At 64.7% G+C, this 23,842-nt stretch carries 18 protein-coding genes and 1 pseudogene; 12 read left to right on the top strand and 7 right to left on the bottom strand.

Annotated elements, in window-relative coordinates; all coding sequences use genetic code 11:
• Positions 1–41: 41 nt before the first annotated feature.
• Positions 42–1,223 (bottom strand): NAD(P)/FAD-dependent oxidoreductase, encoded by a 1,182-nt coding sequence (locus CH262_RS26270; protein ID WP_094718848.1) that lies wholly within the window; start codon positions 1,221–1,223, stop codon positions 42–44.
• Positions 1,224–1,490: 267 nt separating this feature from the next.
• Here CH262_RS26270 and CH262_RS26265 point away from each other — a divergent pair, with 267 nt between their 5' ends.
• Together CH262_RS26265 and CH262_RS26260 are read left to right on the top strand one after the other, a co-directional pair.
• The gene (locus CH262_RS26265) at positions 1,491–1,760 is read left to right on the top strand and encodes a hypothetical protein (protein WP_032364406.1); all 270 of its coding nucleotides are present in this window, start codon (positions 1,491–1,493) and stop codon (positions 1,758–1,760) included.
• Positions 1,761–1,926: 166 nt separating this feature from the next.
• Complete coding sequence (locus CH262_RS26260; RefSeq protein ID WP_032364405.1) at positions 1,927–2,334, top strand: VOC family protein; 408 nt, start codon at positions 1,927–1,929, stop codon at positions 2,332–2,334.
• A 6-nt stretch (positions 2,335–2,340) separates the two neighbouring features.
• On the opposite strand, the gene CH262_RS26255 is transcribed toward CH262_RS26260, so the two are convergent.
• Entirely contained in the window at positions 2,341–3,315 is a 975-nt protein-coding gene (locus CH262_RS26255; RefSeq protein WP_027497693.1) for a sigma-70 family RNA polymerase sigma factor, read from the bottom strand.
• Positions 3,316–3,405: 90 nt separating this feature from the next.
• On the opposite strand from CH262_RS26255, the gene CH262_RS26250 reads away from it, so the two are divergent.
• The 4 genes and pseudogenes from CH262_RS26250 to CH262_RS26235 all read left to right on the top strand — a co-directional run bounded on the left by CH262_RS26250 (position 3,406) and on the right by CH262_RS26235 (position 8,112).
• Entirely contained in the window at positions 3,406–4,386 is a 981-nt protein-coding gene (locus tag CH262_RS26250) for a GTP pyrophosphokinase (protein WP_094718847.1), read from the top strand.
• Between the two features lie 50 nt (positions 4,387–4,436).
• Entirely contained in the window at positions 4,437–5,909 is a 1,473-nt protein-coding gene (locus CH262_RS26245) for a DUF2079 domain-containing protein (RefSeq protein WP_179275119.1), read from the top strand.
• Between the two features lie 111 nt (positions 5,910–6,020).
• A pseudogene (locus CH262_RS26240) lies at positions 6,021–7,190 on the top strand (sulfite reductase subunit alpha); the annotation flags it as partial.
• Between the two features lie 79 nt (positions 7,191–7,269).
• Positions 7,270–8,112: a TY-Chap domain-containing protein gene (locus CH262_RS26235; protein WP_052056456.1), complete on the top strand. Its 843-nt coding sequence runs from the start codon at positions 7,270–7,272 to the stop codon at positions 8,110–8,112.
• 4 nt (positions 8,113–8,116) lie between these two features.
• Here CH262_RS26235 and recD read toward each other — a convergent pair whose 3' ends face one another.
• Genes recD through recC form a run of 3 tightly spaced genes read right to left on the bottom strand, consistent with a single transcriptional unit; the run spans position 8,117 to position 16,583 of the window.
• Positions 8,117–9,979, bottom strand: a complete 1,863-nt coding sequence (gene recD / locus CH262_RS26230; protein ID WP_032384911.1) for an exodeoxyribonuclease V subunit alpha — start codon at positions 9,977–9,979, stop codon at positions 8,117–8,119.
• Positions 9,976–13,308: a UvrD-helicase domain-containing protein gene (locus CH262_RS26225; RefSeq protein WP_032384910.1), complete on the bottom strand. Its 3,333-nt coding sequence runs from the start codon at positions 13,306–13,308 to the stop codon at positions 9,976–9,978. The genes recD and CH262_RS26225 overlap by 4 nt, the downstream gene beginning before the upstream one ends.
• Entirely contained in the window at positions 13,305–16,583 is a 3,279-nt protein-coding gene (gene recC, locus CH262_RS26220; RefSeq protein WP_032384909.1) for an exodeoxyribonuclease V subunit gamma, read from the bottom strand. Before recC ends, CH262_RS26225 begins: the two co-directional genes overlap by 4 nt.
• Positions 16,584–16,732: 149 nt before the next feature.
• Here recC and CH262_RS26215 point away from each other — a divergent pair, with 149 nt between their 5' ends.
• Together CH262_RS26215 and CH262_RS26210 are read left to right on the top strand one after the other, a co-directional pair.
• Positions 16,733–17,083: a VOC family protein gene (locus CH262_RS26215; protein ID WP_032384978.1), complete on the top strand. Its 351-nt coding sequence runs from the start codon at positions 16,733–16,735 to the stop codon at positions 17,081–17,083.
• Between the two features lie 164 nt (positions 17,084–17,247).
• Entirely contained in the window at positions 17,248–17,946 is a 699-nt protein-coding gene (locus tag CH262_RS26210) for an excalibur calcium-binding domain-containing protein (protein ID WP_032384908.1), read from the top strand.
• Here CH262_RS26210 and CH262_RS26205 read toward each other — a convergent pair.
• Positions 17,943–18,452, bottom strand: a complete 510-nt coding sequence (locus CH262_RS26205) for an O-acetyl-ADP-ribose deacetylase (protein WP_094718846.1) — start codon at positions 18,450–18,452, stop codon at positions 17,943–17,945. The two genes, CH262_RS26210 and CH262_RS26205, sit on opposite strands and share 4 nt — an antisense overlap.
• Positions 18,449–19,375 carry an ADP-ribosylglycohydrolase family protein gene (locus CH262_RS26200; RefSeq protein ID WP_032384906.1) on the bottom strand — a complete coding sequence of 309 codons (927 nt, stop codon included), beginning with the start codon at positions 19,373–19,375 and terminating at the stop codon, positions 18,449–18,451. The genes CH262_RS26205 and CH262_RS26200 overlap by 4 nt, the downstream gene beginning before the upstream one ends.
• 62 nt (positions 19,376–19,437) lie before the next feature.
• Between CH262_RS26200 and CH262_RS26195 the strand changes: the two genes are divergently transcribed.
• The 4 genes from CH262_RS26195 to CH262_RS26180 all read left to right on the top strand — a co-directional run bounded on the left by CH262_RS26195 (position 19,438) and on the right by CH262_RS26180 (position 23,822).
• Positions 19,438–20,112 (top strand): NrtR DNA-binding winged helix domain-containing protein, encoded by a 675-nt coding sequence (locus CH262_RS26195; RefSeq protein ID WP_032384905.1) that lies wholly within the window; start codon positions 19,438–19,440, stop codon positions 20,110–20,112.
• A gap of 48 nt (positions 20,113–20,160) precedes the next feature.
• Complete coding sequence (locus tag CH262_RS26190; RefSeq protein ID WP_052054975.1) at positions 20,161–21,321, top strand: hypothetical protein; 1,161 nt, start codon at positions 20,161–20,163, stop codon at positions 21,319–21,321.
• Positions 21,322–21,412: 91 nt separating this feature from the next.
• The gene (locus CH262_RS26185) at positions 21,413–22,711 is read left to right on the top strand and encodes a T3SS (YopN, CesT) and YbjN peptide-binding chaperone 1 (RefSeq protein ID WP_052056454.1); all 1,299 of its coding nucleotides are present in this window, start codon (positions 21,413–21,415) and stop codon (positions 22,709–22,711) included.
• Between the two features lie 91 nt (positions 22,712–22,802).
• Positions 22,803–23,822: an AurF N-oxygenase family protein gene (locus CH262_RS26180; RefSeq protein WP_032364396.1), complete on the top strand. Its 1,020-nt coding sequence runs from the start codon at positions 22,803–22,805 to the stop codon at positions 23,820–23,822.
• Positions 23,823–23,842 lie beyond the last annotated feature (20 nt).

Below are 23,842 nucleotides of genomic sequence, written 5' to 3'. Positions count from 1 at the left end.
ACCGCGGTCCGGCGTGCTCGCCGTCGAGTGTTCCAGAAAGTTCAGATCAACCCCTTCAGGGTTTCCTCCGTGTGAGGCTTCTTCTCGGCCAGCAAGGTGCGCGCCTCGTCCAGCCCCTCCCAGACATTCCACATCAGTACCCCGCGCACGACGGCATCGTCGTCGAGGTAGTAGACGACGCCTTCCTTGCCGATCGTCTTCCAGTCCTCCACCGTGTTCAGCGACGTTGTCACCGTTCCGATTGCCTGGTAGCCGTCGTCGTACACGTCGGAGTAGAAGTACGGAGTGTAGGTGTAGGCCGCGCCGGCACCTGCCATTTTGCGGCCCGCCGCTTTGCCCATCTCGGTTGCGTTGTCCACGTGCTCGATGCGTCGGCGACCGAGAATGGCGTCCGGGTAGTTGGCCACGTCGCCGGCCGCGTAGATGTGCTCGTCCGCGGTGCGCAGGAACTCGTCGACGACGATGCCGTTGTCCACCTCGAGACCTGCCGCCTCGGCCAGGTCTGTGCTGGGCCGGACACCGAGGCCGAACACGACCCCATCTGCTTCCACCGCGGACCCGTCGTCCAATTGCAGCTGGACACGAGCCGACGCCTCCGCACCCGACGTGACCTTGGTTCCTCGGCGCACGGTGACCCCGTGATCGGAGAACCCTTTGTCGAATCCGGCGGCCAGCGAGCGGGGGAACATGTGGCTGCCCACGACGTCGTCGGACGTGACGAGGGTGACTTTGACACCCTGTTGAGACAGCGCTGCTGCGATTTCCGTTCCGATGTAGCCGCCGCCCACCACCGCTATGTGCTCCGCGGTCTCGGTCAGTTCCCGCAACATCCGGTAATCGGCGAAGGTGCGGAAGTAGATCACTCGTGGACTGGGCGACAGGTCGATCTGCGTCGGCGCTGCGCCGGTTGCGAACAAGAGCGTTCCGTACTCGTGGGTCTCACCGGCCGCTGTCGTGACCGCCTGCTTCGACCGGTCTACCGACGCGATACGCGTACCCGCATGGACCTCGGCACCGGTGTCCGAGGCGGTGCCGAGCGGAACCTGATCACGGCCGAAGTCGCTGTCGGTCCACAACTTCTTCGACAACGCGGGGCGCGTGTACGGCTCGTCGGAATCGGCTCCGAAGATCCCGATGGAACCCGTTGCGTCGTGTTCACGAATCCCACGAGCAGCACTGTCGGCAACCATTCCGCCGCCAATGATCAGGTAGTCGTATCGCATCGCTCACTCCTTGCACGTGGGGGTATCGACGACCTGGCTACCCGGAACGGCGTGAGCGCAACCACTCCGACGCCTCGGTTCGGAAGGCCGGAGAAAATCGAACCGAACGAACTGTATGCAGCATCACACCCCGTAAAGGTTGGCCCAGGCCCGTCCAGTGGGCATCTTGGTTTGCGAGACGAAACATCGCGTTCACACATTTTGGGTTGTAACGGTTCGGCTCGGACGAACGACTCACACCTCAGGACGCGAACAAAAGGAGACGATGTGACTGTTCAGATCGATTCGCTCGCAGCCGGCACCAGCAATGCCGACAACGCGATCGCAGACGTCGACCAACTCTTCGACGAAGTTTCAACGCTGGACGCCAACATCCTCGACGCCATCGAGCGCCGCACCCGCTTGGCGCGCACCCTCGCTGCCGTGACGCCCGACGCCACCGTGTCGGACACCACAGCAGACCCCTACGCCGATCTCGGCAACGACGGCCGAGTTTTCTCGCGGATGCTTTCCCGCCTCGCGCAGATCACCCGGTAACGTCCTTCCCCCTTTATTTCGCAGTCCGCGACCCCGTCGAGCATGTCTCGGCGGGGTCGCGTCGTGTCTGGGCAAGGCACCGGTGAATTTGTCGACGGACCGTTGTCAGTACCGGCACGACCGTTGTTCGACGGTCGTGCCGGTACCCGACGAATAGGTGTCATCCATGTCCCGTTTGCTGTTCGCCAATATGCCCGTCCGCGATGTCGTGGCCACCCGCGCATTCTTCGAGGGTCTCGGGTTCGAGTTCAACGAGATTTTCAGCGACGAGAACACCGCCTCGATGATCGTCAGCGACCAGGCCACGGTGATGTTTCTGGCCACATCGAGGTTCGGGGATTTCATCTCCGATTCGATCTGCGACACGACGTCGGCTCGTGAGGTACTGATGTGTATTTCGGCCGACAGCCGCGCCGAGGTCGACTCACTCACGGACGCGGCCATCGCTGCGGGTGGATCGAAGTGGATGGAACCGCAGGATCATGGGTTCATGTACGGCCGAGCATTCCGCGATCTGGACGATCACGTGTGGGAAGTGATGTGGATGGACCCCTCGGCCGTTCCGACGAGCTGACGTCGCTCAGAGGCGGTCGGGCAGTCCGAATCGATCGAACAGCGACAGATCGAAGAAGCAGGCGACATGCCCGACGCCTCGAGCGTCGACGTCGAGAACGTGTAGTTGGAACGGTCGATGTATTCCGTCCTCGCCCACCATGTAGAGCCCGTACGCAGGTTGGCCGTTCGCTGATGTCGCCACCATCCGCATGTCGCCCGCTCCCTGTGCGGGGCAATTATTTCGGATGAGAGATCCGATCGTCTCGGCTCCCTGATACCAGCCGACGAACGGGGGCATCTCCCACACCGCGTCCGAGGTGAAGAGTGTGACCAGCCGGTCGATGTCGTAACGCTCGAAGCACTCCACGTACTGGGCCAGGAGCTGGCGCAGTTCGGCAGATTCGATGGGTTCCACGTTGTCCAGTTCCGGAGCGATCTCCTCCAGTCGCTCGCGGGCCCGCTGCAGGAGGCTGTTGACCGCAGTGGTCGTCGTGGCGAGAACCTCGGCGACCTCGGAGGCCTTCCACTGCAACACTTCGCGCATCAACAGCACTGCGCGTTGTCTCGACGACAGATGCTGCAGCGACGCGACGAACGCGAGGCGAACCGACTCCCTCCCCACCACCAACGTGGCCGGGTCGTTCGAGTCGGCCAGATCCGAGTCGGCAATCGGTTCGAGCCACGGCACCTCGTTGTTCTGCACGAGTTCGTCGGTCGGGCCCGAACTCGGCGCGCCCAGCCCGGTAGGAAGCGGACGCTTGGCTCGCCCCTCGAGGGCGGTGAGGCACGTGTTCGTTGCGATTCGATACAGCCAGGTGCGCAGCGACGATCGGCCCTCGTACTTGGCGTACCCCCGCCAGGCGCGGATGTAGGTCTCCTGGAGCATGTCCTCGGCGTCGTGGATGGACCCGGTCATGCGGTAACAGTGCGCCAACAGCTCGCGACGGAACGGATCGAACTGCGCGACGAAGTCGTCGTTCTGCACAGATGCCACGGTCATGCGGAAGAGCTTAAACCGGGTTCGCCCGCATCGACGGCCGATCGCGCGCCACCGCCGGGATTGGTCGGGCCTCTGGGTTAACCTCGGCTCGTGACATCGCTCAGCAGCATCGACGACTTGGTAGAAGAGCTGTATCTGCATCGTCGTCGCGCGTGGGAAGCCGCACTCGTCACCGCACAGAATTTTCTGGAGACCATCGCCGACGAGATACTCGAAGATGTCGACCGAGACAGACTCAATGCCCAGACCGCGCGGATCAAGGACCCCGGCAGATCTGCCGACAAACTCCGTCGATATCTGTCCGAGGGACGCATCAGCGAACCGCACGACGCCGACGCCGTTGCCGACGCACTGCCCGATCTGGTCGGCATCAAGGTGCTGTGCAAGACCCCACGGGACCAGCTCTCGTTCGTCACCGCACTCGAGCGCGTGTGTACCGATCCGAAATGCTCGGTGCGGTTCGCGCAGCCGCCCACCGACTACGTCTCGTTTCCCAAGCCGAGCGGATACCGGGCATATCACGCTGTGCTTGTCGTACGAGTGGCCACTCATCAGGGCGACCTCGACGTGAAGGTGGAGGTTCAGGTCAAGACTCGACTGCAGGACGCGTGGGGCGAGCTGACCCACGAGGACATGTACAAGCCCGGTGAAGCACTCAAACCGACCAAGAAGCACACGGATTACGCCGCGCACATGGCGCACCTGCTCGATCAGGTCGACGCCATGGCCGACGATCTCGCCGCGCAGCTCGACTCGCTGACCGCCGCCTCGAAGGACGGCAGCGTGGTGGCACCCGACCCGATCCCCAAGGACCCCGACTTCATCCGGGCACGCGTCACGCGCACCGGCCCCCGCTACGCCCTGGCCGTCGGTCCGGACGGGCGCCGTGGGCTCGTCCCCGCACGCTCGGTCAAAGCCGTGATCGGCTCGACCGATCGCATCGCAGTCAACGATTACCTCGAGGTGGGCGACTACATCGACGTCGTCGTGGAGGACTCCGAGGACGCGCTGTACTACCACCTGACCTCGCAGCCGCCGCGGCGCACACAGGGAAAGAAACGCAAGCGCTGACCGGCGTTTCTCAGGAAGATCTCACGTCGGTCCGGTAGACATGCCATCTCGTGACCACTACCGAGAAATCCCAGGTCGTCACCGACGGCGATAGCGTCGCCGCAACTACGACCGGCACACGTGTCATCGGCCGTCTGCGCAGGAGACTCCGGTCTCCCGATGTGATGGTCCCGACCGTCGCGTTGGTGCTCCTTGCATCGCTGTACTCCACGATGTCCGTTCTCGGCCACCGTCAACTGCGCACATCGGGCTTCGACCTCGGTATTTTCGTGCAGCAGGTGGCGTCGTACTCGCAGTTCCGGTCTCCGACCTCCGATTTGCTGGGCACCGGCTACAACACTCTCGGCGATCACTTCTCGCCGATCACGGCCCTGCTCGGCCCGGTGTATCGCGTCTTCCCTCATGCCGAGACGCTGCTCGTCGCTCAGGCGGTTCTGTTCGCGCTCGCGGTGATTCCGATCAGCCGGTTGGCGGTGCAGAAATTCGGCACTGTCGTCGGAACAGTGATTGCCGGCGCGTTCGGCCTGTCGTGGGGCGTACAAGCCGCGCTGAACTTCGACTTCCACGAAGTGGCCTTCGCAATGCCGTTACTGGCAATGTCCCTGGTGGCTCTCGTTCGCGAACGCTGGGTGCCCGCTCTGGCCTGGGCTCTTCCGCTGGTGTTCGTCAAAGAGGACATGGGTTTGACGGTCGTCGTCATCGGCGCACTGGTTGCCCTGTTCACCACCGGCCGCCCGCGCATTCTGGGCGCGATGACCGCGGTGTGGGGGCTGACCTGGGTGATAGTGGCCGTCAAGGTGATCGTTCCCGCGCTGAGCTCCGACGACTCGTACGGCCAGGGCTCGAAATTGCCGCCCATCGGCGAAGGGATCGCCGATACCGCGCACGGGCTGGTTGCCGGAGACTCCCGGGCCGCGACGGCGTTTCTGCTGCTTGCCGTCACGGGGTTCTTCGCGCTGCGCTCTCCACTCCTGCTGGTCGCGGTACCGACGGTTGCCTGGCGTTTCCTCAGCGACAACACCAACTTCTGGAAACCGATCTACCACTACAACGCCATTCTGATGGTGATCGTCTTCGTCGCCCTGATCGACGCCTTGGCACGCAGCGAGCGCCACGCCCAGCTGACCGAACGAGGTCGACGAGCGATCGTCGCCTTCGTCGCTGCGTTCGCACTGGTGGCGCTACCGTTCCTGCCCATGTCGCGGATGGTGCACGCCGAGGAGTGGCGTGTCGATCCACAAGCAGCCACTGCCCGCGACATCTCGGCCTGGATCCCCGCCGGTGACCGCGTTGCGGCGTCGAACAACCTCGTGGCACAACTCGTCGCCGACCACGACGTATCGGTGTTTCCGCAGCGACCGACCGACTCGACCGTCCCGGACTGGATCGTCGTCAACCGAGAACGGCCCGCGGGTTGGCCGACCGACGAACGCGGCGATCGGCAGGCGATCGACCGGGCACTGACCACTGGATACGACGTCGTCTACTCCGTGGACGGTATCGAGGTGCTGCACCGCAACTGAGCGGTCCCTACTAAGGTTTCGATCAGTTCGGGCATTTCGATACCGCGGGGTTCTCGAACTCTCGACATTCGACCGATCACGACAGCTACGGCAAGGCAGGTACAGGACATCGACGCTCGAACCGGCGACCTCGGCACCACCCGAACAGCATCGAAGCGGTCACCGTGGAATCGGAAGAATCCGTACCGCGCGCAGGTGTCGAGCAACCGATTGCTGTCCGGTCCCACCTCTGCGAAAGAAGTACGACACTTCTCGATCGACCTCGGTGACAGCGGAATCACCTACGAGGCGGGAGACGGATTCGGCGTCAAACCCGTCAACGACGCCGCACTGGTCTCGGCCGTCATCGACCGTCTCGGTGTCCCCGAAGACACGGCCGTCCACACCAAGTCCGGAGAAATCACCCTCGCCCAGGCCCTGACCACCGAATACGAAATCGGCATACCCTCGATGGACCTGATAGAAGCCATCGCCGAGCGGGCCGGTGACGCCGAACTCGACCACGTACTGCAGAACGGCGACCGGGCGTCGTTCGACGCGTGGACATGGGGACGCGACGTCGTCGACGTTCTCGACCTCGATCGGTCGGGTGCTCTCGACCCCGCCGAATTCCTGGGCCTGCTCCGGCCCCTGCAGCACCGCGTCTATTCGATCTCGTCGTCGCCGACAGCGCACGAGGGAAGCGTTCACCTCACCGTGTCGACCGTGAGATACCGATCGGCCGAGCGAGATCGCGGCGGGGTGTGCTCGACGTACTTGGCAGATCGTGTCGGCGACGCGCAGGAAGCGGGAGTGTTTCTTTCGGCCAACAAGTCGTTCCGACTTCCTTCCGACGACACTCCGATCATCATGATCGGTCCGGGCACCGGAGTAGCACCGTTCCGTGCGTTTCTGCAGGAACGTCGGGCTCGCGGTGCGTCTGGCCGAAACTGGCTGTTCTTCGGGGACCAACATCGAGCGAGCGACTTCCTCTACGAGGACGAACTCACGGACTTCGAGCGTGACGGTCTGTTGACCAGGCTGGATCTGGCGTTCTCGCGCGACCAGTTCGAGAAGATCTATGTACAGCACCGCATGCGCGAGGCCGGAAAGCAGCTGTACGGCTGGCTCGAAGAAGGCGCACAGATCTACGTCTGCGGAGACGCGTCACGCATGGCGCAGGGAGTCGACGAGGCACTCCACGAGGTTGTCGCCGAACACGGTGGGCGCTCCTCCGACGCCGCGGAGGACTACGTGAACGACCTCAAGCGCGCCAAGCGCTATCTGCGCGACGTCTACTGACGGGCCGTTCTTGTCGGACCCCCTCGCTACCGTCACGGGCACAGCAATGAAGTTCTCGTCCGAGTAGAGGGTGTGCACCGTGAACGCAGTGCAGAACGACCATTTCGACTCCACCACCGCGCGTGCATGGGGCACGTTCACCGAGAATCTGCACGCGCACCTGCGGTCGCTGCCGATGCGGGACTACATCACTGTGACGGCCGCGCAGGCCAGCCCGGGCGAGCGTGGGCTCCGGCCGTACATCGACATCGCAGCAACTCGAGACGGGGCTCTGGTGTCGATCGCGTCGCTGCCCTCGCTGCTGTATCCAGAGGCACCCGAGTCGGTCACCCTCGACGTTCAGTTGCTCGACTTCGGGTGGCTGGACCGAGGCAAGCCCGTCGCAGACGGGTCGATCATCGATCTCACCCGAACGGATTCGAGGGCCGACGCTGCACTCGTCGCCGAAATGGTGACCCGGGCGTTCCGCGAGCTGTGGAACGTTCCCCATCCGTCGTTTCTCAGCGTGTGGGGCGTCGCCGCAGACGGAGCCGCCTCGGGGCCGATCGACCTCCAGCGCGGAATCGTCGGCGTCCGGTCCAGCACTGCCGGGGACAGCCGTGTCGACTCGACACCGACCGATCCCCCGTTCGACATCACCGACGTTCCCGACGAACTGCGATCACTGCACACTCTGTGCCAATTGACCGGTCGCAAACTCGACGCGCAAACAGTGCACTCGGTGTGCGTGGGGGCGGACATCGACGAACTCGGTGTACACGCGCTCGCCCTGCATCGCTCGGCTGCCGCACACTCGGACCGCAGCGCAGCCGAGGGAACAGGCACCTCGATCGCGGTGTGGACGGGACTGGCCCGAACCTGGCTGTTGGTTGCCCGCAGTATCGCAGCTGCAGCCGGATCGGACCGGCACGCCTGTCGCTGAACTGCTACAGAATCCTTCGCCGCAATCCGCTGGCCCGCAGGACCTGACGTTCGACTCCGGCTCGGATGGCCTCCTCGGTGCCGATCACCCGTACATGCGACCGCGCACGGGTGATCGCGGTGTAGAGCAACTCGCGAGTGAGCAGAGTCGATGCCTCGGCGGGCAACAGAACCGACACGGTGTCGTACTGGCTGCCCTGGCTCCGGTGAATCGTCATCGCGTACACGGTCTGGACGGCAGAGAGGACGTTCGGGTGAATGAGAACGTGGCCGCGACCCCGCGCGAAAGCAGCCATCGGAGTTCCGTTCTCACCCGACACCACAACACCCGTGTCTCCGTTGTAGATTCGCGCTTCGTGATCGTTGGCCGTCACCAGCAGCGGCTGACCGGGGTACCAGTAGGCGGGGTCGAGGAAGGTCTTGTTCGCTTCTCCCACCCACTCGAGTGCCCGCCGATCCCACAGCGCAACGCCCCACCGCCCCTCACGGTGCGCGCACAGAAGTCGATGCTTCTCCATTCCCAGCAGCGCCGCGGCGGCGTCACCGCGGGTTGCCGCCGCTGTGACCTCGGCGGCGGTATCGACCACGTCGGCCCGCAATGCGTCGGTGTCCTCGGGTGCATGGAACGAGATCTGGTCGTCACCGGATTCGAGTAATTTCATCACCTCGTCACCGCGGCCGTCTCGAACTGCGACGGCCAGACGGGCGATCGCGCCACCGAATCGTCGACCGCGGCTGAGCCGAACCACCCCGCCGCGCAACCTGTCTCGCTCGAACGCACTGAGCGCCGCCTCGTCCGGATCCTCGGCTGCGTCGAAATCCGCGTCGACCAGGTGCGCCAACACTGGGTTCTCGGTGCCGGTGACCGGCCGTGCCACGAGGTCGGCCAACACTGCTCCGGCGTCGACGGACGTCAACTGATCGGGATCGCCCACCAGTATCAACCGCGATTCCGGTCGAACTGCTTCGAGCAGTCGGCACATCATCGTCAACGACACCATCGACGTCTCGTCGACGACCACCACGTCGTAGGGCAGTCGATTGTGGGAGTCGTGACGAAACCTGGTCTTGCTGCCTGGTTTCCACCCGAGCAGGCGATGCAGAGTCATTGCTTTCAGTTCTGCCGGCAGACCCAGCAGTCCCGCTTGCTCGGCCACCGACTCCTGCAGACGAGCGGCAGCCTTGCCGGTGGGGGCGGCAAGACCGATTCTCACATCGCTGCCGTGTTCTCGAACCAACAGCGCCAGAATTCGAGCCACCGTGTGGGTCTTACCGGTGCCCGGCCCGCCCGCTATGACCGTGGTCCAGTGCGTCGCCGCGAGGGCTGCTGCAATCCGCTGTCGATCGGGAGGGGTGGTGGGTGCGCCGGATTCGTCGATGAACAATTCGGCCAACGCACGGTCGATCTTTGCACCGTCGACGACGGGGTGCGACTGCGATCGAGCGTCGAGTATTCCTCGAACTGTGTTCTCCTGCAAGTGATATCGATCCAGGTACAGCAGTTCACCCAGGTCGGTGCGCACCAGCTTCAGTGGCGTCAGCGGCCCGTTGGCGCTGCCGACCACGAGCGGACTGACCGCCAACCCTTCGAGAACGTCGGACAGATCGGGCCAGGGAAGAAGGCTCGGATCCACGTCCGATTCCTCGTCCACCGTGACATCACGCAGTCGCTGCAGGTCGAGACATATCGATCCGGATCGCACTGCGCGCACCGTCAGAGCCGTGGCGAGCAGCACCGGTTCGGAGGCTTCCCCGGCCAGGGCACCGAGCCGCAACGCCACGTGGACGTCGGCCGCTGTCAGTACACCGGCGTCGTTGAAGGACCGCAGAATTCCGCTGCCGCGCAGCGCCGTCGAGACCCTCGTCATCGTTGCACCTTTCCGGCGAGCAGATCCGACAACTCGACCACCAGTGCCGCAGGCGGATCCCAGTCGAACACACCGCAGCCGGCCGGAGTCTGCGGCCCCACCATGCCCCGAACGAACAGGTACCGTACTCCGCCGAGATGCGTCTCCGGCCGGTAGTTCGGTTGACGCCATCGCAAATACCTGTGCAACGCAACGGCATACAGAATGGCCTGCAGCGGATAGTGCGACCGCATCATCTCCTGCGCCATCCTCTCGCGCGTGAAATTGCCGGTCGTCAGATCGCCTCGGGCCAGGCGGTTGGTCTTGTAGTCGACCACGATGTAGCGAGGGCCGGGTACCCGAAGAACGGAGTCGATACTTCCGGTGAGAAAGCCGCGCAGTGGGGTGGCTTCCACTGCATCGAGCAGGTCGGCGTAGTCCGCGAGGACATCCGCCGGGTCGAGATGTCGACGCAGCAGCTGCGCAACCGATGTCAGAGTCACGCTCGAGTCCACCGGGTCGTCGCCTCCGGCCAAAGGCAGTTCGAAATCCAGCTCGGCCAGGTGGTCGTTCGGCGCGATGTCGGCCAGCGTCCCGAAGCCCAGCGGTGTCTGCATCACCGGCAACAGGGCGGCTGCCAGAGCCGTCGGATCGACATCTGCCATTCGTGAGGCAACGGCAGCTCTGCAGCGCTGCTCGAGTTCGGACAGTAGATCGGCTGCGGAGGTATCGACGTGCTCGAGGGCCTCGTGCACCAGCGTTCCGAATGCGGCACCGGCCGGCATGCCGTTCATCGGTGACGCGATCCCGTCCACGGGCTCGTCCGAGTTCGCGCTTCCCAGGGGAGGTTCGACAGGCTCATCCGCTTTCTCGGGCCGCTCGGCCTCACTGGTCACCCCCACCTCCGGCTCGACGGGCGACGCATCGTGCGCGTGAGCCGTCAAGGCCGAGTAGGACGTTCGACGCCACAGCAAATCCAGAGCACGCCCGAAGCGAGCGGCAGTGACGTCGCGGTGTTCCTCCTCGGGTCGAACCCACTGCTGATCCGAGGGTGGTGTGGGGCCGACTGCCTCGATCGAGATCAGATCCGCTGACGGACCGACCCAAGATTGCACGCGGTTGGCGGTAGTGGCGTCGTCGAGCACCTTGTACGACGGCTCCGGCTGCGCAATCCCCGGAATGCGGCCGAACAGCATGCGGTGCAACGACGACGTAGCAGTGTTGCGTCCCGGTGCCCACCACAACACCACCTGGCACTGGGCTCTGGTGAGTCCCACGTACAGCAGCCGTAGTTCTTCTCCGGCTTCTTCACGATCGTTGACAAGCTTTCGTGCTGCGTAGCCGGCCCCGGAGGGACCGCCGACGTCCCGGATGCGGTGGCCGTCCTCGTGCAGCAGCAGGGTCGACGGTGAGCTGAAGTAGAGCGTGTCCCAGGCGTACGGAAGGTAGACGACGGGAAATTCCAGCCCCTTGCTCCCGTGCGTGGTCATGATCTGCACTGCCGCCGAGTCACTGTCGAGCCGGCGACTGCGATCGGTGGAACCGCCGGCTGCCGGTTCCTTGATTCGATCGGTGAGCCACCGAGTGAGAGCGGTGATTCCGTACGATTCGGATACCGCTGCGCGATTGAGCAGTTGGGCGATGTGCCGCAGGTCGGTCATCGTGCGCTCCCCCGCCTCGACCGCGAGCAACCGAGCATCGAGACCCGACTGCGCCGACACCCGCTCGAACACTGCCGCGAAACCCGCCTCGCCGAACAGCACGGAGTACTCACGCAGCCGGCTGCTCACCTGCGACAGAGCGTCCTCGGCCCCGGAATCGAGTTGGGCGGCAGTCCAACCGAGCAAAGGTGTCAGGGCTGCGAGTCTGACGCGGTCGGTGCGGTGCGGTTGTTCGATCGCTTGCAGTAGCCACAACCAGTGTCGAGCACTGTCGGTGCCGAAGACGCTGGTGCTGCTCGACACCACCGACGGCACACCCACTGCGTCGAGCGCATCTCGAATCAGCGCAACCTGTTTGGTCGTGCGAGTCAACACCGCGATGTCCCGCGGTTCGACCGTCCTCGGCCCGTCCGGCCGGTCCATGACGGCGTTCCCGGACAGGAGCGTCACGATCTCGGCCGCCACATCTGCAGCCACCCGAGAGCGGAGTCGATCCACCGCCGGGAATCCCGAACGCAACGGTCCTGCTCCGGTTCGGGGCAGATAGCGCAGCCGCAACGGAGGAAGTCCTGTCATGCGCGAGAACGGGTTCCGCGCTTCGACGCGATGGACGACGATGTCGTCGTGTCCGAGGGCGGCACCTCCGTAGAGATGGTCCAACGCGTCGAGGAGCCCGGAGTCGCTACGCCAGTTCGCCGTCAGCTCGTACAGATGATCGGCCGACTGCACCGCATCCAGATAACTCAGCACTTCGGCACCGCGGAAAGCGTAGATGGCCTGCTTCGGATCTCCGACGAGGATCAATGTCGTGTAGCCGTGAAAGGCCCGGCGCAGGATGTCCCACTGCATGGGGTCGGTGTCCTGGAATTCGTCGATCAACACGACACGGAACCGGTCTCGCACGCGCGCGCATGCTGCCTCCCCGTGCACGGGATCGGACAACACCGAGTGCAGCAGTCCGAGTAGATCGTTGTAGTCGCGGATGCCGAGAAGACGTTTGCGACGCTCGACCTCACGGCGGGCCTCCCGAGCAAACTGCACCCGCAGGGCGGCTTCCCGGTTGCCGTCGTCACCGTCGAGGTCGTCGATGTCGGGGTACAGGATCGACTGTTGATCTCCGACGGCTGCCGCGGCCAGTTGTTGGGCGTCGCGTCGCCCGAACGGTGGTGCCTCGTCGTCGCCGCTGAACATCTGCAGATACAGATCGTCGACCACCTGCTCGAGCAGATCCGACACCGACTCGACGAACGTGGATTCGGGTTCGCGCTCACCCGCGATACCCAGCCCGTCGAGCATGCGTTGGCAGAAGCTGTGCGTGGTGACGATCGTCCCGGCGTCGAAGTCCGACAGCGCTTTACGCAGTCGCCGGCGCCGCCTGTCCACTTCCTCGTCGTCTGCCGCGGCGAGAAAGGCGACGAGAGGGTCGCGCGCACCACGCGCAGAGTCCGGATCACCGAGGTCTCGGGCGATCGACGCGAACCGGCTGCGGGTGCGATCGCGCAGTTCCTGGGTCGCGGCGCGACTGAACGTCACCAGCAGTAGATCCGAGATCTCGGCCAGTCCTTCGGCGATGTACCGCGCCGCAAGTCCGACGATCGCGTACGTCTTGCCCGTTCCGGCGCTGGCCTCGAGCACGGTCGTCCCGGTCGGCATCGGACCGAGGAGGTCGAATCCGCGTGCGGCGGTCATGCGTTCCCCATGTTCTCTGCGGTCAGCAATGGATCCCACAACCGGCGGGAGAGAACTCCGAAGCGGCTCTGCTCGTTCGCGGGGTCGGTCTCGTCGTCGAGAGGGCTCGGATCGAGCAACGTTCCGAACGAGAGCGACGGGCCGTGCACGTATCGCAACGATCGGTCGGTGCCGTCACCGAAATCGCCGCGCCACGCCCAACCGGCAGATTCGTAACCGTCCTCGATCGATCCGCCGCCGAACCGCTTCTCCGCGTAGGCAGCTGCCGTCCCGGTCGAGATCGGCAGCGGCGCAACCAATCCGCGATCCCGCAGGTCCACCACGTCGCGGAGTACCGCGAGGGGATTCGGAGGGGTCGTCAGGCGGGACCGGCGAGGCGGACGCATTCCGCTGGCGCGCCCGATGGTGACCGCGCTCCACTCCCCCGGCTCGGACGCTGCCACCGCCAGCAGACGCACCCACGCCGCGAGCCTGTGCTTGGCCCCCAGCCGTGAATACGACGAACGCACGAGTGTCCGGTCGTGAATGCCGGTGACGGTACCGGTCAGACGTCGCCCATCACCGAGATCGACCACGATGTCGGTGGTCTCGGCCGGGCCGTCGTGAAACGGCGCGGCCGCGTCGGCGATGATTCCGACGACTCGGCGGATGTCGGACATCTCGCGTCGACCTTGATGAAACGGAGGCAACGTGCCTCGCCGCCACTCGGCGTCGGCGAATTCGCCGATGTCCGTGCCGGCCAGCACCGCTGCCAACATCCGATCGCCGATGTTCCACCGAGACAACGGATCCAGTTCGATGTCGAGACTGTCCGCCAGATCGTCTTCGAGCTCGGGAACTCGAAACCCGAGACGTTGACGCAGAAACGCCTGAACCGGATTCTCCACGAACGCGATCACGTCCGCGAGTTCCACGTCGCCCGAATTCGCTGGGGGCAGTGCATCTGGCAAGAACAACGGCACCGGCACGGACGGTCGCTGCTGAGACACGGCGCCCGCCAACGCCACCGTGTCGAAGCTGAACGGGTGTCGGGCCTCGAAATTCCGAGGATCGAAGGGCTGCAGTGGATGCCGGTGTTCGACGCTACGGCCGGCGGTCACGTCGAGAACGTCCATCAACTCGCGCAGTGGGATCGCGGGCGGCTTGGTCGATCCGTCGACGGGGTCGGCACCGGTGTAGAAAAGCAGTAGCTTTTCTTCGGCGGACATCACGGCGTCGAGCAGTAGCTGTCGGTCCTCGCTGCGGATGTCGCGTTCGCCGACGGCCGGGTCTCGTGCGAGGACGTCGTCTCCGTCGAGGCTGCCGACGCGGGGAAACACCTCGTCGTCGAGACCGAGAAGGATCACGACGCGGTGCGGGACCGATCGCATCGGCACCATCGTGCACACGGTGAGCTCTCCGGTGCGAAAGTTCGCTCGGGTGGGACGGCCGGTGAGCCGGCCACCGAGCATGGCGCGCACATCCGCAAGCCGCAGCTCGGCGGTGTCGCCGTGCTCGGTGGCCTCGGCGATCTCGCGATGCGCTTGCGCCAGTTGCCATTCGTCGGCGGTGGGCACGTCGGCAAGCAGATCGAGGGTGCGGCCGAGCTGCCGCGTCCATTCGGTCACCGGGGCGCGCCCGGACAGCGCCCGTAGTACCGAGGCGAGCCGGTCGACCAGCTCGGCGAATCTGCCCGCAAGCCCGATGTCGTTACTGTCCACGTCGTCTAGGGGCAGCGCGAGGTCGAGATAGTCGTTCCCACTCTCGTCCGCCGCCACCCCGAGGAGAATACGGTCGAGTGCGGACTTGAAGGTGTTCTGCCGAAAGTTGTTCAACCCGAAGGATTCTCGTTGTCGCACCGTCAAACCCCAGCGGGCTCCGGACGTGGCGACCCATTCGCGGAGGCGTTCGAGGTCGTCGTCGGTGAACGAGAACTTCTGCCGCACCGGGCCGCTCGCCGCGAAATCGAGTAGTTCGCTGGCCGTCACTCGCCCCTCGGAGAAGTCGAGCACCGTAGCCACCACATCCAGTACCGGATTGGTGCGACGCAGGCCCCGATCGGCGAGCCGGACCCGCAGTCGATGACCGGGATGCACCAATGTGGCTTGGCCGAAATTGGCACGGATCAGCGGCGCATAGGTCTCGACGTCCGGGCACATGACGAGCACGTCACGGGGTTCGAGAGTCGGGTCGTCGGTGAACAGATGCAGCAGAGACTCGCGCAGCACCTCGACCTGGCGAGCAGGCCCATGACATGCGTGAATCTGCACGCTGCCGTCGGCGAACGCTGGATCGCCGACCGTCGTTGCGTCGGAGGGCACTTCGTCGCCGGCGATGTCGGATTGGATCGTTCCGAGCAAGGTCCGCGTTGGTTCGGGCCCTTCGTGGTGCACGGTGTGATCGGCGATCGAGCCGATGGTTGTTTGCAGTTCCCGCACGTCGCGCGACAGACTCGCCAGCAGCGGGTGCTCGACGGCCAGAGCGGTCACATCGTCGCGCCGTCGGGTGGCCGCCGGGATGTCGGCGAGTGTGGCCCACATCGACGGGCTGGGGTGCGGGATCCAGATGTGGACGTCGCGGTGGTGCGCGAGCGCGTGCAGGATGTCGAGCTGGTCGGCGGTCAGCCGAGTCGGACCGAATACCGACAACCTGGACGGTAGGTCCACCGCGTTCGGTTCCGATCGCAGTGTCGAACACGTATCGGGAAGGCGCTCGGCGGGACTTGGACTGCCGATCCGCTCGCGTACCAGGCTCCATATCCGCGGTTGCCACGTCAGGTCGTCGTCCAGTTCCTGGCCGAGCCCGTCGGTGAATCGTCCGGCGCGCCAGTCGCGCAGCATCTGGGGTCGCTGAGATCCGTAGGCGCGGAACAGCTCCGCGATGTGCGCGGCCGTCGACCAGCGGCGCCCTACCCGATGATCGTCCGACCCCGAACCCAGATGCTTGGAGAGCACCGCGGCCCACGGTTCGGTGCGGCAGTCGTCGATCACCGACAGCGCGGTCCACAGCACTCGATTGTGAGACCACGGGTCGTCGTCGGGATCGATGCCGTCGACCTCGGAGATGGTGCGCGTGACCAACCTCGCCGGGCTCGGAAACTCGATGTTCGCAGCTATTCCATCACCGTGGGGAGCACCCAGGACGCTCGACAGACGCTGGGTGAGCCACCGCTCGACACCTCTTGCCGGCACCGACACGATTTCGGGCACGAAGGCATCGGGCAGCGGCTCGGACAGTACATCGGCGAGGGCTGCAGCGAGCGTTCCTGCACGTTCGGCGCGGTGGAGCGTCAACACGGTCGAAGTCCCCTGCCTGCTCGTCTGAGAACGCCCGAATTCGGACTGGTGACGACCCTACTCGAGCCACCGACAAGTTCTGTCCGGTGAGTCGAGCCCTCGGCAGCGGTCCGTATATGCAGAACCCGACAGCAACGGAGGAGAACGGCATGTTCAGATACATTTTCGCGGTCGTGGCGGTTCGGGACATCGATATCGCGAACACTTGGTACGAGAAGTTGTTCGACCGTCCGGCGGACAACAATCCGATGTCGACACTGGTGGAGTGGCAGGCCGCTCCCGGAGCATGGGTGCAGGTGACCGTCGATTCCGAGCGTGCAGGCTCGTCGCTGTTCAATGTGGCGGTCGACGACCTCGAATCGTTCGTGTCGGCGGCCCACTCGCGCGGAATCGACTTCGCCGACATCGTCGAAGCGAACAAGGGCGTTCGGCTGTCCACGGCCACGGATCCCGACGGCAATTCCATCACCGCTATCGGCGGTTTTCGCGAGCACTACTGAGCCGGGGCGTGCCGTCTCGGCTCGAGGTGTAACGACGCTCGCACGCGGTGCGACATGGTGGAAGGAAATGCGACCGCCCGGTTCGGAAGAACGTGGGGTTGCTCCCGTCTCGCGGACACCCTTCGCCGCGAGGCCGACACCCCGTGACCCGAGGACGATCCGACATGACCAGTGCCTACCCACCACCGTTCCAGCGCCCCGCACCCGAGCCAGCTCCTTCTCGACGACCCCTCGTCGGCAAGATCTTCGCCTGGGCGGCAATCGTTTTCGGCGCGATCTTCTTGATCGGAGCCATAATCTCGTTCGAGTTCGGTGCGGTACTCGTCGGCGCATCGATGCTCGCTGCGGGGATCGCGTACCTTCGGTTGTCCCCTGAGCGTGGACGCAAGGGTTGGGCCGTACCGGCGATCGCTGTTCTTCCGGCATTGATCGTCATGGGACTGACGGGATCGACCGAACCCGAGAAGGTGGCCGTCACCCCGGTCGCGGCCGTGCCCGCGCTGCCCACCGTGACGACGACCTCGGCACGTCCGACGACCACCACGCCGGCACCGACCACGACAACCACGGCTGCACCCACAACAGAGCCCGTCGCCGCGATCGTGGAGATACCGACGACGTCGGAGTACATCCCCGATCCCGAGCCCGACTTCATTCCCGAACCTGTCTACATCCCGGAGCCGGTGTACACACCCGAGCCCGTCTACACCGTTCCCGCGCCGTTGGCAGCGGTGCCGGAGAGCGTCTACTACGCAAACTGCTCCGCGGTGCGTGCAGCAGGCGCAGCCCCTATCTACGCCGGCGACCCGGGATACGCGAGCAAACTCGACCGCGACGGGGACGGGGTCGGCTGCGAGAACTAATTCACCATCCGCTGTGTCAGCTCGGCAGCCTCGCGGGAGTATGCGACGAGCATGACGAGGTCCACGGATGGCCGCGCTGCCTTGACGGCAACGACCTGTTGGGTGATGGCGTCGTGCATCGGCCAACCGTAGGACCCGGCCGAAATGAGCGGAAAGGCGATGGATTTCAGATTCATCGACGCCGCCAGCGCCAGGCTGCGCTGGTAGCACAGGCGTAGTAGTTCGGATCTGTCTTCGTTCTTCGAATAGCGCGGGCCGACGGTGTGGATCACGCATTCGGCGCGCAACCTGCCTGCGGTGGTGGCCACAGCGGCACCGGTGTCGAGGCCGTGGGGCAGGGTGGTGGCCCGCAACGCCTTGCATTCCGCGAGGATCGTGGGACCCCCGGCCCGATGCAGCGCGCCGTCCACCCCACCGCCGCTGAGGAGTCGGGTGTTGGCCGCATTGACGATCGAATCTGCGGCCACCTCGGTGATATCACCATGCACTACGTCGATGATCGTCATGCGTCGTCCTTTCTCTCGGCGATCGCGATGGCGATGCGATCGAGGTCGTCGGCGCGCAGCCCCGGGTAGCCGTGGACCAGCTCGCGCCACTGCGTCGGGACCGCCGACGCACCCCACCGTGCACCGAGAAGTCCGCCTGCGATCGCGGTGGTGGTGTCGGTGTCCCCGCCTGCTCGGACACACAGTTCGAGCGCGGCAGGAAGAGGCAACGATGCGTCTGCCGCGCGATGTATCGCCCACCAGGCCGTTTGGAGCGCGTGCACGACCCAACCGTTCTTCGGGAAGTCGGTCGGCTCGCCCTCCCGAGCGCTGTCGAGCAGCGGCTGCCAGAAGTCCCGGACATCGGGTTCTTCGTGGCGCAGGAAGTCGGCGATACCGTCGTACGTCCCGTGTAGCACCGCGTGCCGGATCGCGTGCGACCACAGTTGGCATGCCTGACCGGCACGAGGATCGGAGTGGGTCAGCGCGCTGATCCGCTCCGCAGCAGCCCGGCATCCGGTCACGTCGTCGAGATAGGCCAGCGCGACGGGCGCGGTGCGCATCAACGAGCCGTTTCCACCGGTCCGGCCGGTCAGCGACGCCGCGACCGCGGTCATCTCCGATCCGCTACTCGATCTCTGCGACAGCACTTTTCGGGTCTGATTGCCGACGTCGGGAGGGTTCACCGCGAACCAGGCGCGGAAGTTCGCTGCCACCTCGTCGACGTCTCCGCCGATCTCGAGAGCGCTCGCAACGCACAGTGCCATCGACGTGTCATCGGTCCATTCCCCCGGGGCCCAGTCGAACGCGCCGCCGCCGATCATCGCAATGGCGGTCTCGTGCGTCGGATATCCGAATTCGTACCCCGCGCCCAACGCATCGCCCACTGCAGTGCCGAGCAGTACCCCACGCGCCCGATCCCGCTGATTGTCGGTCAAGTTCATTCGCTGCCCCTTAGATCGTTGTTGATCTAACAATAGATCAGACTTGCGCTAAGCTGCAACCCATGACGTGGACGGACCGAGAAGGCAAGGCTCTGACCGATTACCCGCGCCCTTCGGTTGCGGTCGATGTCGCGGTCCTGACGGTCCGTGAACAGCAGCTACAGGTCGTTGTCGTGCCCTCTGAGCGGGGCCTCGCACTTCCCGGAACGTTTCTGCGCCCGTCGGAAACCCTGACCGAAGCCGCCGAACGCGCACTCGAGTCCAAGGCGAACATCGTCGATCTGCAGTTCCACCAACTCAAGCTCTTCGACGAGCCCTGCCGCGACGACCGCGGTTGGGTGCTGTCGATGGCGCACGGCGCAGCAACACCGAGTCGATCACTGCCTGCGACAGCCGAATCGGTCGCCATCGACGGTGTGGTGCCGGGCTCGACACTGGCGTTCGATCACAGCGAGATGGTCACCGAGGCAGTGTTGGACCTACGAGCTCGCTACGCGCGAGAGATCGACCCTGCAGGATTCCTGGATTCCACCTTCACGCTCCTCGAACTGCGATCGCTGTACGAAATCGTCTTCGATCGCGCGTTCTCCAAAGACACGTTTCGCCGCCACGTCATCACCGCACTCGAGGGAACGAGCACGACGACGACGGCAGGTGGCGGTCGCCCCGCCGAGCTGTACCGCCGGGCACCCGATGCTGCACTGGCCGCTTCCGCGGACTCGTTCCTTCGCGGCTAGAGGCGTCGCGCGACGAAACCGGACATGCCAGCGGATAAGCTGCGAGCCATGGGATCGAAGCGGCCTGCCAACCGCGGACAGAAACGTGCAGAAAAGACCAAGGCCCGGCAACGGCGTCACCAGCAATCCCGGCCGGCACCGACCGGTGTCGTATCCGAGCGGATCAGCGATCTGATCGACGGTTTCGTCGAGTGGCTCGACGAGAGCGAGATGTCGGAGCAGGCCGAGGCAATCTCACGGTTGGTGTCGTCGACACTGACCCAGTTGTCCGGTGCGCGCCACGGGTTCTCCCCCAGCGCGTGGATTCCCGCCGATGCGCACCTGCTGGTGGATGCTGCAGAACGCATTCTGCAGGAGGAATCGGAGACAGCCGAGGACACGGCAGTGAACCTCGTTCTGACGTCACTGCAGTATCTGACATTCCTCGACGAGACCGATCTGTGGGACGGCAGCCCCGAGGACTACGCACACTGCATGGAAGACCTCTCCGACTTCCTCGAGGGCGACGAGCCCGACATGCTCGACGCAGACGACATCGATCTGCCGAACGTCTCGCTCGACCAGGAGCTTGCGGCCATTTCGGCTCTGCCGCTGTTGCCTGCGCTCGATGACATCGTTGCTCGCGTCGCCGACGGACTGGCAGTGTCGGACGACGTCCATCTACGCACCGCCGTCGGCCCGGCTCCACTCGACCCCGCCGGACTCACCGAGTCCTCGGACGTTGCAGCCGTCGATTACTGGTCGACGGCCATCGCGACCGAACTGGTCCGGATCGACGGCGACACGGCCAAGCTCGGCGACAACGCCCCGTCTCTGGCCAAGCGTGAGGCGGAGACCGTTCATGAGCTGGTTGCCGAACACGTCCGAGTGCAGCTGTCCGGAGACGCCGACGACCCCGACGTGTCCCGTTCGCTGGCCAACACGTTCGCGGTTCAGACCCTGCTGGCCGCGATGACCGACGAGCTGCCTCTGAACAACGAGGGCGAGGACTACGCCGATCTGGAGGGTGAGGACCTGCGGACGGCGCAGCTGATCGACCACCGGGTTCGATCTCTGATCGAGCAAGGCATTCTCGTGCGGATCGAAGAGGTCCTGGCGGTTCCACATGCGCTGCGTCCCGCTGTTCTGGACGGGGTGGCCGAGGCGCACCCTTTCGGGGCGCTGGACGAGGAGACGCACGAGCCGCTCGAGGACTCGGCGTCGTCGTGAACGCACTCGCGCGCGCCGAGACTCTGTCGGTGCTCGCCGCTAGCGTGACCGACGCCGCGTTATCTCAGCGCGATTCGGGTAAGGAGCCGACATGAGCGATTCACTCGAGTTCGACTTCGACGTCGACTCGGCATGGATGCACTTCCAGCGCCGGCTCGGCGAGTACGTCAGCGCCATGCGCGACGGTGACGCCTTGGTGATCGAGTCTCGATACGACAGCACGGACGGCGCTCCGGACACCGCGGCCTGCGTCCAGTTCTACGCCTGGGATCTCGACATGGTTCGCTGCGAGCTGCCCGCCAACGAGCACCTACACAGTAGTCGCGCCATCACCGACGCTCAGCGAGAAGCACTGAATGCGTTGGGCTTTCGAACGTCTCGGGATTCCGAGCCGACGCCACCCCACGTCGACCGCAATCGTTCGTGGTCCGATGATCTGGCGAAGAAGACGGTCGCGGTGTTCCGTGACATCTGGGGCCTGCCGCACCCGTCCTTTCTGAGTTCGCGGGCCACCGGACGCTACGACGTGCCGAGCTTCGAGCCCAGCACCGAACCCGTCTCGGCAGTCGTTCCACTGTGCGTGCAGCCGAAAGGGAAGGACCACCTGCAGCAACTGGTCGATCGCGCACTCGAACCCTGGTTCGGCTTTCCGCCCGATCACGACCCCGACGGCGACATCCCTCTGCGATTCGTCAACGGCACCGCATACGTCACGGTCAAATCCACCGAGCCGGTCGTCGAGATCAACTCGACGTTGGTGCACGCGGTCACCGGTCGCACCCGCGCGGCCGAGTTGCTGGTCGATCTCAACGTGCAGCTTCCCGATGTGATGTTGCATCTCGTCCAGGACTGCATCGTGGCCCAGGTACGTGTCAGCGGATCACCGTTCGTGGCCGATCACCTGCTGTGGGCGGTCCGGATGCTCTCGCACGTGTGGGAGCAGGTCGACGACAAGTTCGCCGAGGACTTCGGGGGCAGGCTCGGCGAACCGACCCCTCCGGTCCTCGACGGTGACGACTTCCCGGACGGTCTGCTCGCGTTGATAGAGCTGATCGCGGATTCGCCCGATGCTGTCGAGCCACGCACCGTCCTCGAGTGCTGCTCTTCGGACCGTGACGTGGTCGTGTCGTATCTCCGCATCAGCGCCGAGCAGGAGGCATCGTGGCGCGGCATGGCGGTAGCCGCGGACCTGGGCGACGAACACTGCGACGTGGACGAGGCGGATCGCGAGGCCGCGAACTGGGGCCGCGCAGTGGCTGCCCTGCGGGAGGTGCTGCGGAGCACCCCCGAACAGGCCACTCCTGTGGTCGATCCGTCGGCGATCCAATTGCAGCTGTTCGAGACCGACGAAGTCGCGGAGGTGTCCGACGAGCGTTCGGACGATCAGTAGCGCCGTCCGAACAGAAAAGTTTCGACGGGCTTCCCTTTCATGTTAACTGGGGTTACATTAACTCCATGTTCGCATCACGTTTGGAGAAGCCATGACACTGACGACCGGCACCACGTCCGTTTCGGTGGACATCGACGCCACGGACGAGCAGCAGTACAACGAAACACTCACGTTGCTGTCCGAGGGTTCGGTGCACAAACACTTCGATCCTTACGTCGACATCGACTGGGAGTCCGAGAAGTTCGCAGTTCCCGCCAATGATCCCCGCTGGGTACTGCCCGCCAAGACCGACCCCATCGGGGGTCATGACTGGTACAAGTCCCTGCCGCTGGACCGGCAGATCGAGATCGGCATGTGGCGTCAGGCCAATGTCGCCAAGGTCGGCCTGCAGTTCGAGAACATCCTGATCCGCGGCATGATGCAGTACGTATTCTCGCTGCCCAACGGTTCGGCCGAGGCGCGCTACTGCACCCACGAATCCATCGAAGAGTGCAACCACACCCTGATGTTCCAGGAGATGGTCAATCGGGTGGGTTCCGACGCTCCCGGCATGAGTCGACCGATGAAGATGCTCTCGCCGTTCATCCCTCTGTTCGCGACGCTGCTACCCGAGTTGTTCTTCGTCGGGGTCCTCGCAGGCGAAGAACCCATCGACCACATCCAGAAGTCGGTGCTTCGCTCCGGCGAAGAAATCCATCCGATCATGCAGAGCGTGATGGCCATTCATGTGGCCGAGGAGGCTCGCCACATCTCCTTCGCGCACCAGCTCCTGCGTCGTCGTGTGCCCAAGATGTCCAAGATCGGACGCTTCCTGCTGTCGCTGGCCTTCCCCGTCACGATGCGCATTCTGTGCGACGTCATCGTCATCCCGCCGAAGAAATTCTGGACGAAGTTCGACATTCCGAAGAGCGTCAAGAAGGACCTCTTCTGGGGAACCGAGCAGTCGCAGCACGCTCTGCAGGACTACTTCGGTGATGTGCGCATGCTGGCCACCGATACCGGAATGATGAACCGGGCGGCTCGCCTGATGTGGAAGCTGTGCGGAATCGACGGCAAGGCATCACGTTTCCGTAGTGAGCCGGACCGCAGCTCCAGCCAGTTCGCCGCATAGCCCTCTCGACACCCCACGCG

This window comes from Rhodococcus sp. 05-2255-1e (genome assembly GCF_002259025.1).
Taxonomy (GTDB): domain Bacteria; phylum Actinomycetota; class Actinomycetes; order Mycobacteriales; family Mycobacteriaceae; genus Rhodococcoides; species Rhodococcoides fascians.
Note: the sequence above shows the minus strand (reverse complement) of the source record. Positions and strands in the feature narration are given on the sequence as shown.

Bases quoted from the DNA above. Each gene is read 5' to 3' on its own strand.
- CH262_RS26270 (WP_094718848.1), bottom strand. From the start codon at position 1,223: ATGCGATACGACTACCTGATCATTGGCGGCGGAATGGTTGCCGACAGT.
- CH262_RS26260 (WP_032364405.1), top strand. From the start codon at position 1,927: ATGTCCCGTTTGCTGTTCGCCAATATGCCCGTCCGCGATGTCGTGGCC.
- CH262_RS26255 (WP_027497693.1), bottom strand. From the start codon at position 3,315: ATGACCGTGGCATCTGTGCAGAACGACGACTTCGTCGCGCAGTTCGAT.
- recD (WP_032384911.1), bottom strand. From the start codon at position 9,979: ATGACGAGGGTCTCGACGGCGCTGCGCGGCAGCGGAATTCTGCGGTCC.
- CH262_RS26225 (WP_032384910.1), bottom strand. From the start codon at position 13,308: ATGACCGCCGCACGCGGATTCGACCTCCTCGGTCCGATGCCGACCGGG.
- CH262_RS26215 (WP_032384978.1), top strand. From the start codon at position 16,733: ATGTTCAGATACATTTTCGCGGTCGTGGCGGTTCGGGACATCGATATC.
- CH262_RS26210 (WP_032384908.1), top strand. From the start codon at position 17,248: ATGACCAGTGCCTACCCACCACCGTTCCAGCGCCCCGCACCCGAGCCA.
- CH262_RS26205 (WP_094718846.1), bottom strand. From the start codon at position 18,452: ATGACGATCATCGACGTAGTGCATGGTGATATCACCGAGGTGGCCGCA.
- CH262_RS26200 (WP_032384906.1), bottom strand. From the start codon at position 19,375: ATGAACTTGACCGACAATCAGCGGGATCGGGCGCGTGGGGTACTGCTC.
- CH262_RS26195 (WP_032384905.1), top strand. From the start codon at position 19,438: ATGACGTGGACGGACCGAGAAGGCAAGGCTCTGACCGATTACCCGCGC.
- CH262_RS26190 (WP_052054975.1), top strand. From the start codon at position 20,161: ATGGGATCGAAGCGGCCTGCCAACCGCGGACAGAAACGTGCAGAAAAG.
- CH262_RS26185 (WP_052056454.1), top strand. From the start codon at position 21,413: ATGAGCGATTCACTCGAGTTCGACTTCGACGTCGACTCGGCATGGATG.
- CH262_RS26180 (WP_032364396.1), top strand. From the start codon at position 22,803: ATGACACTGACGACCGGCACCACGTCCGTTTCGGTGGACATCGACGCC.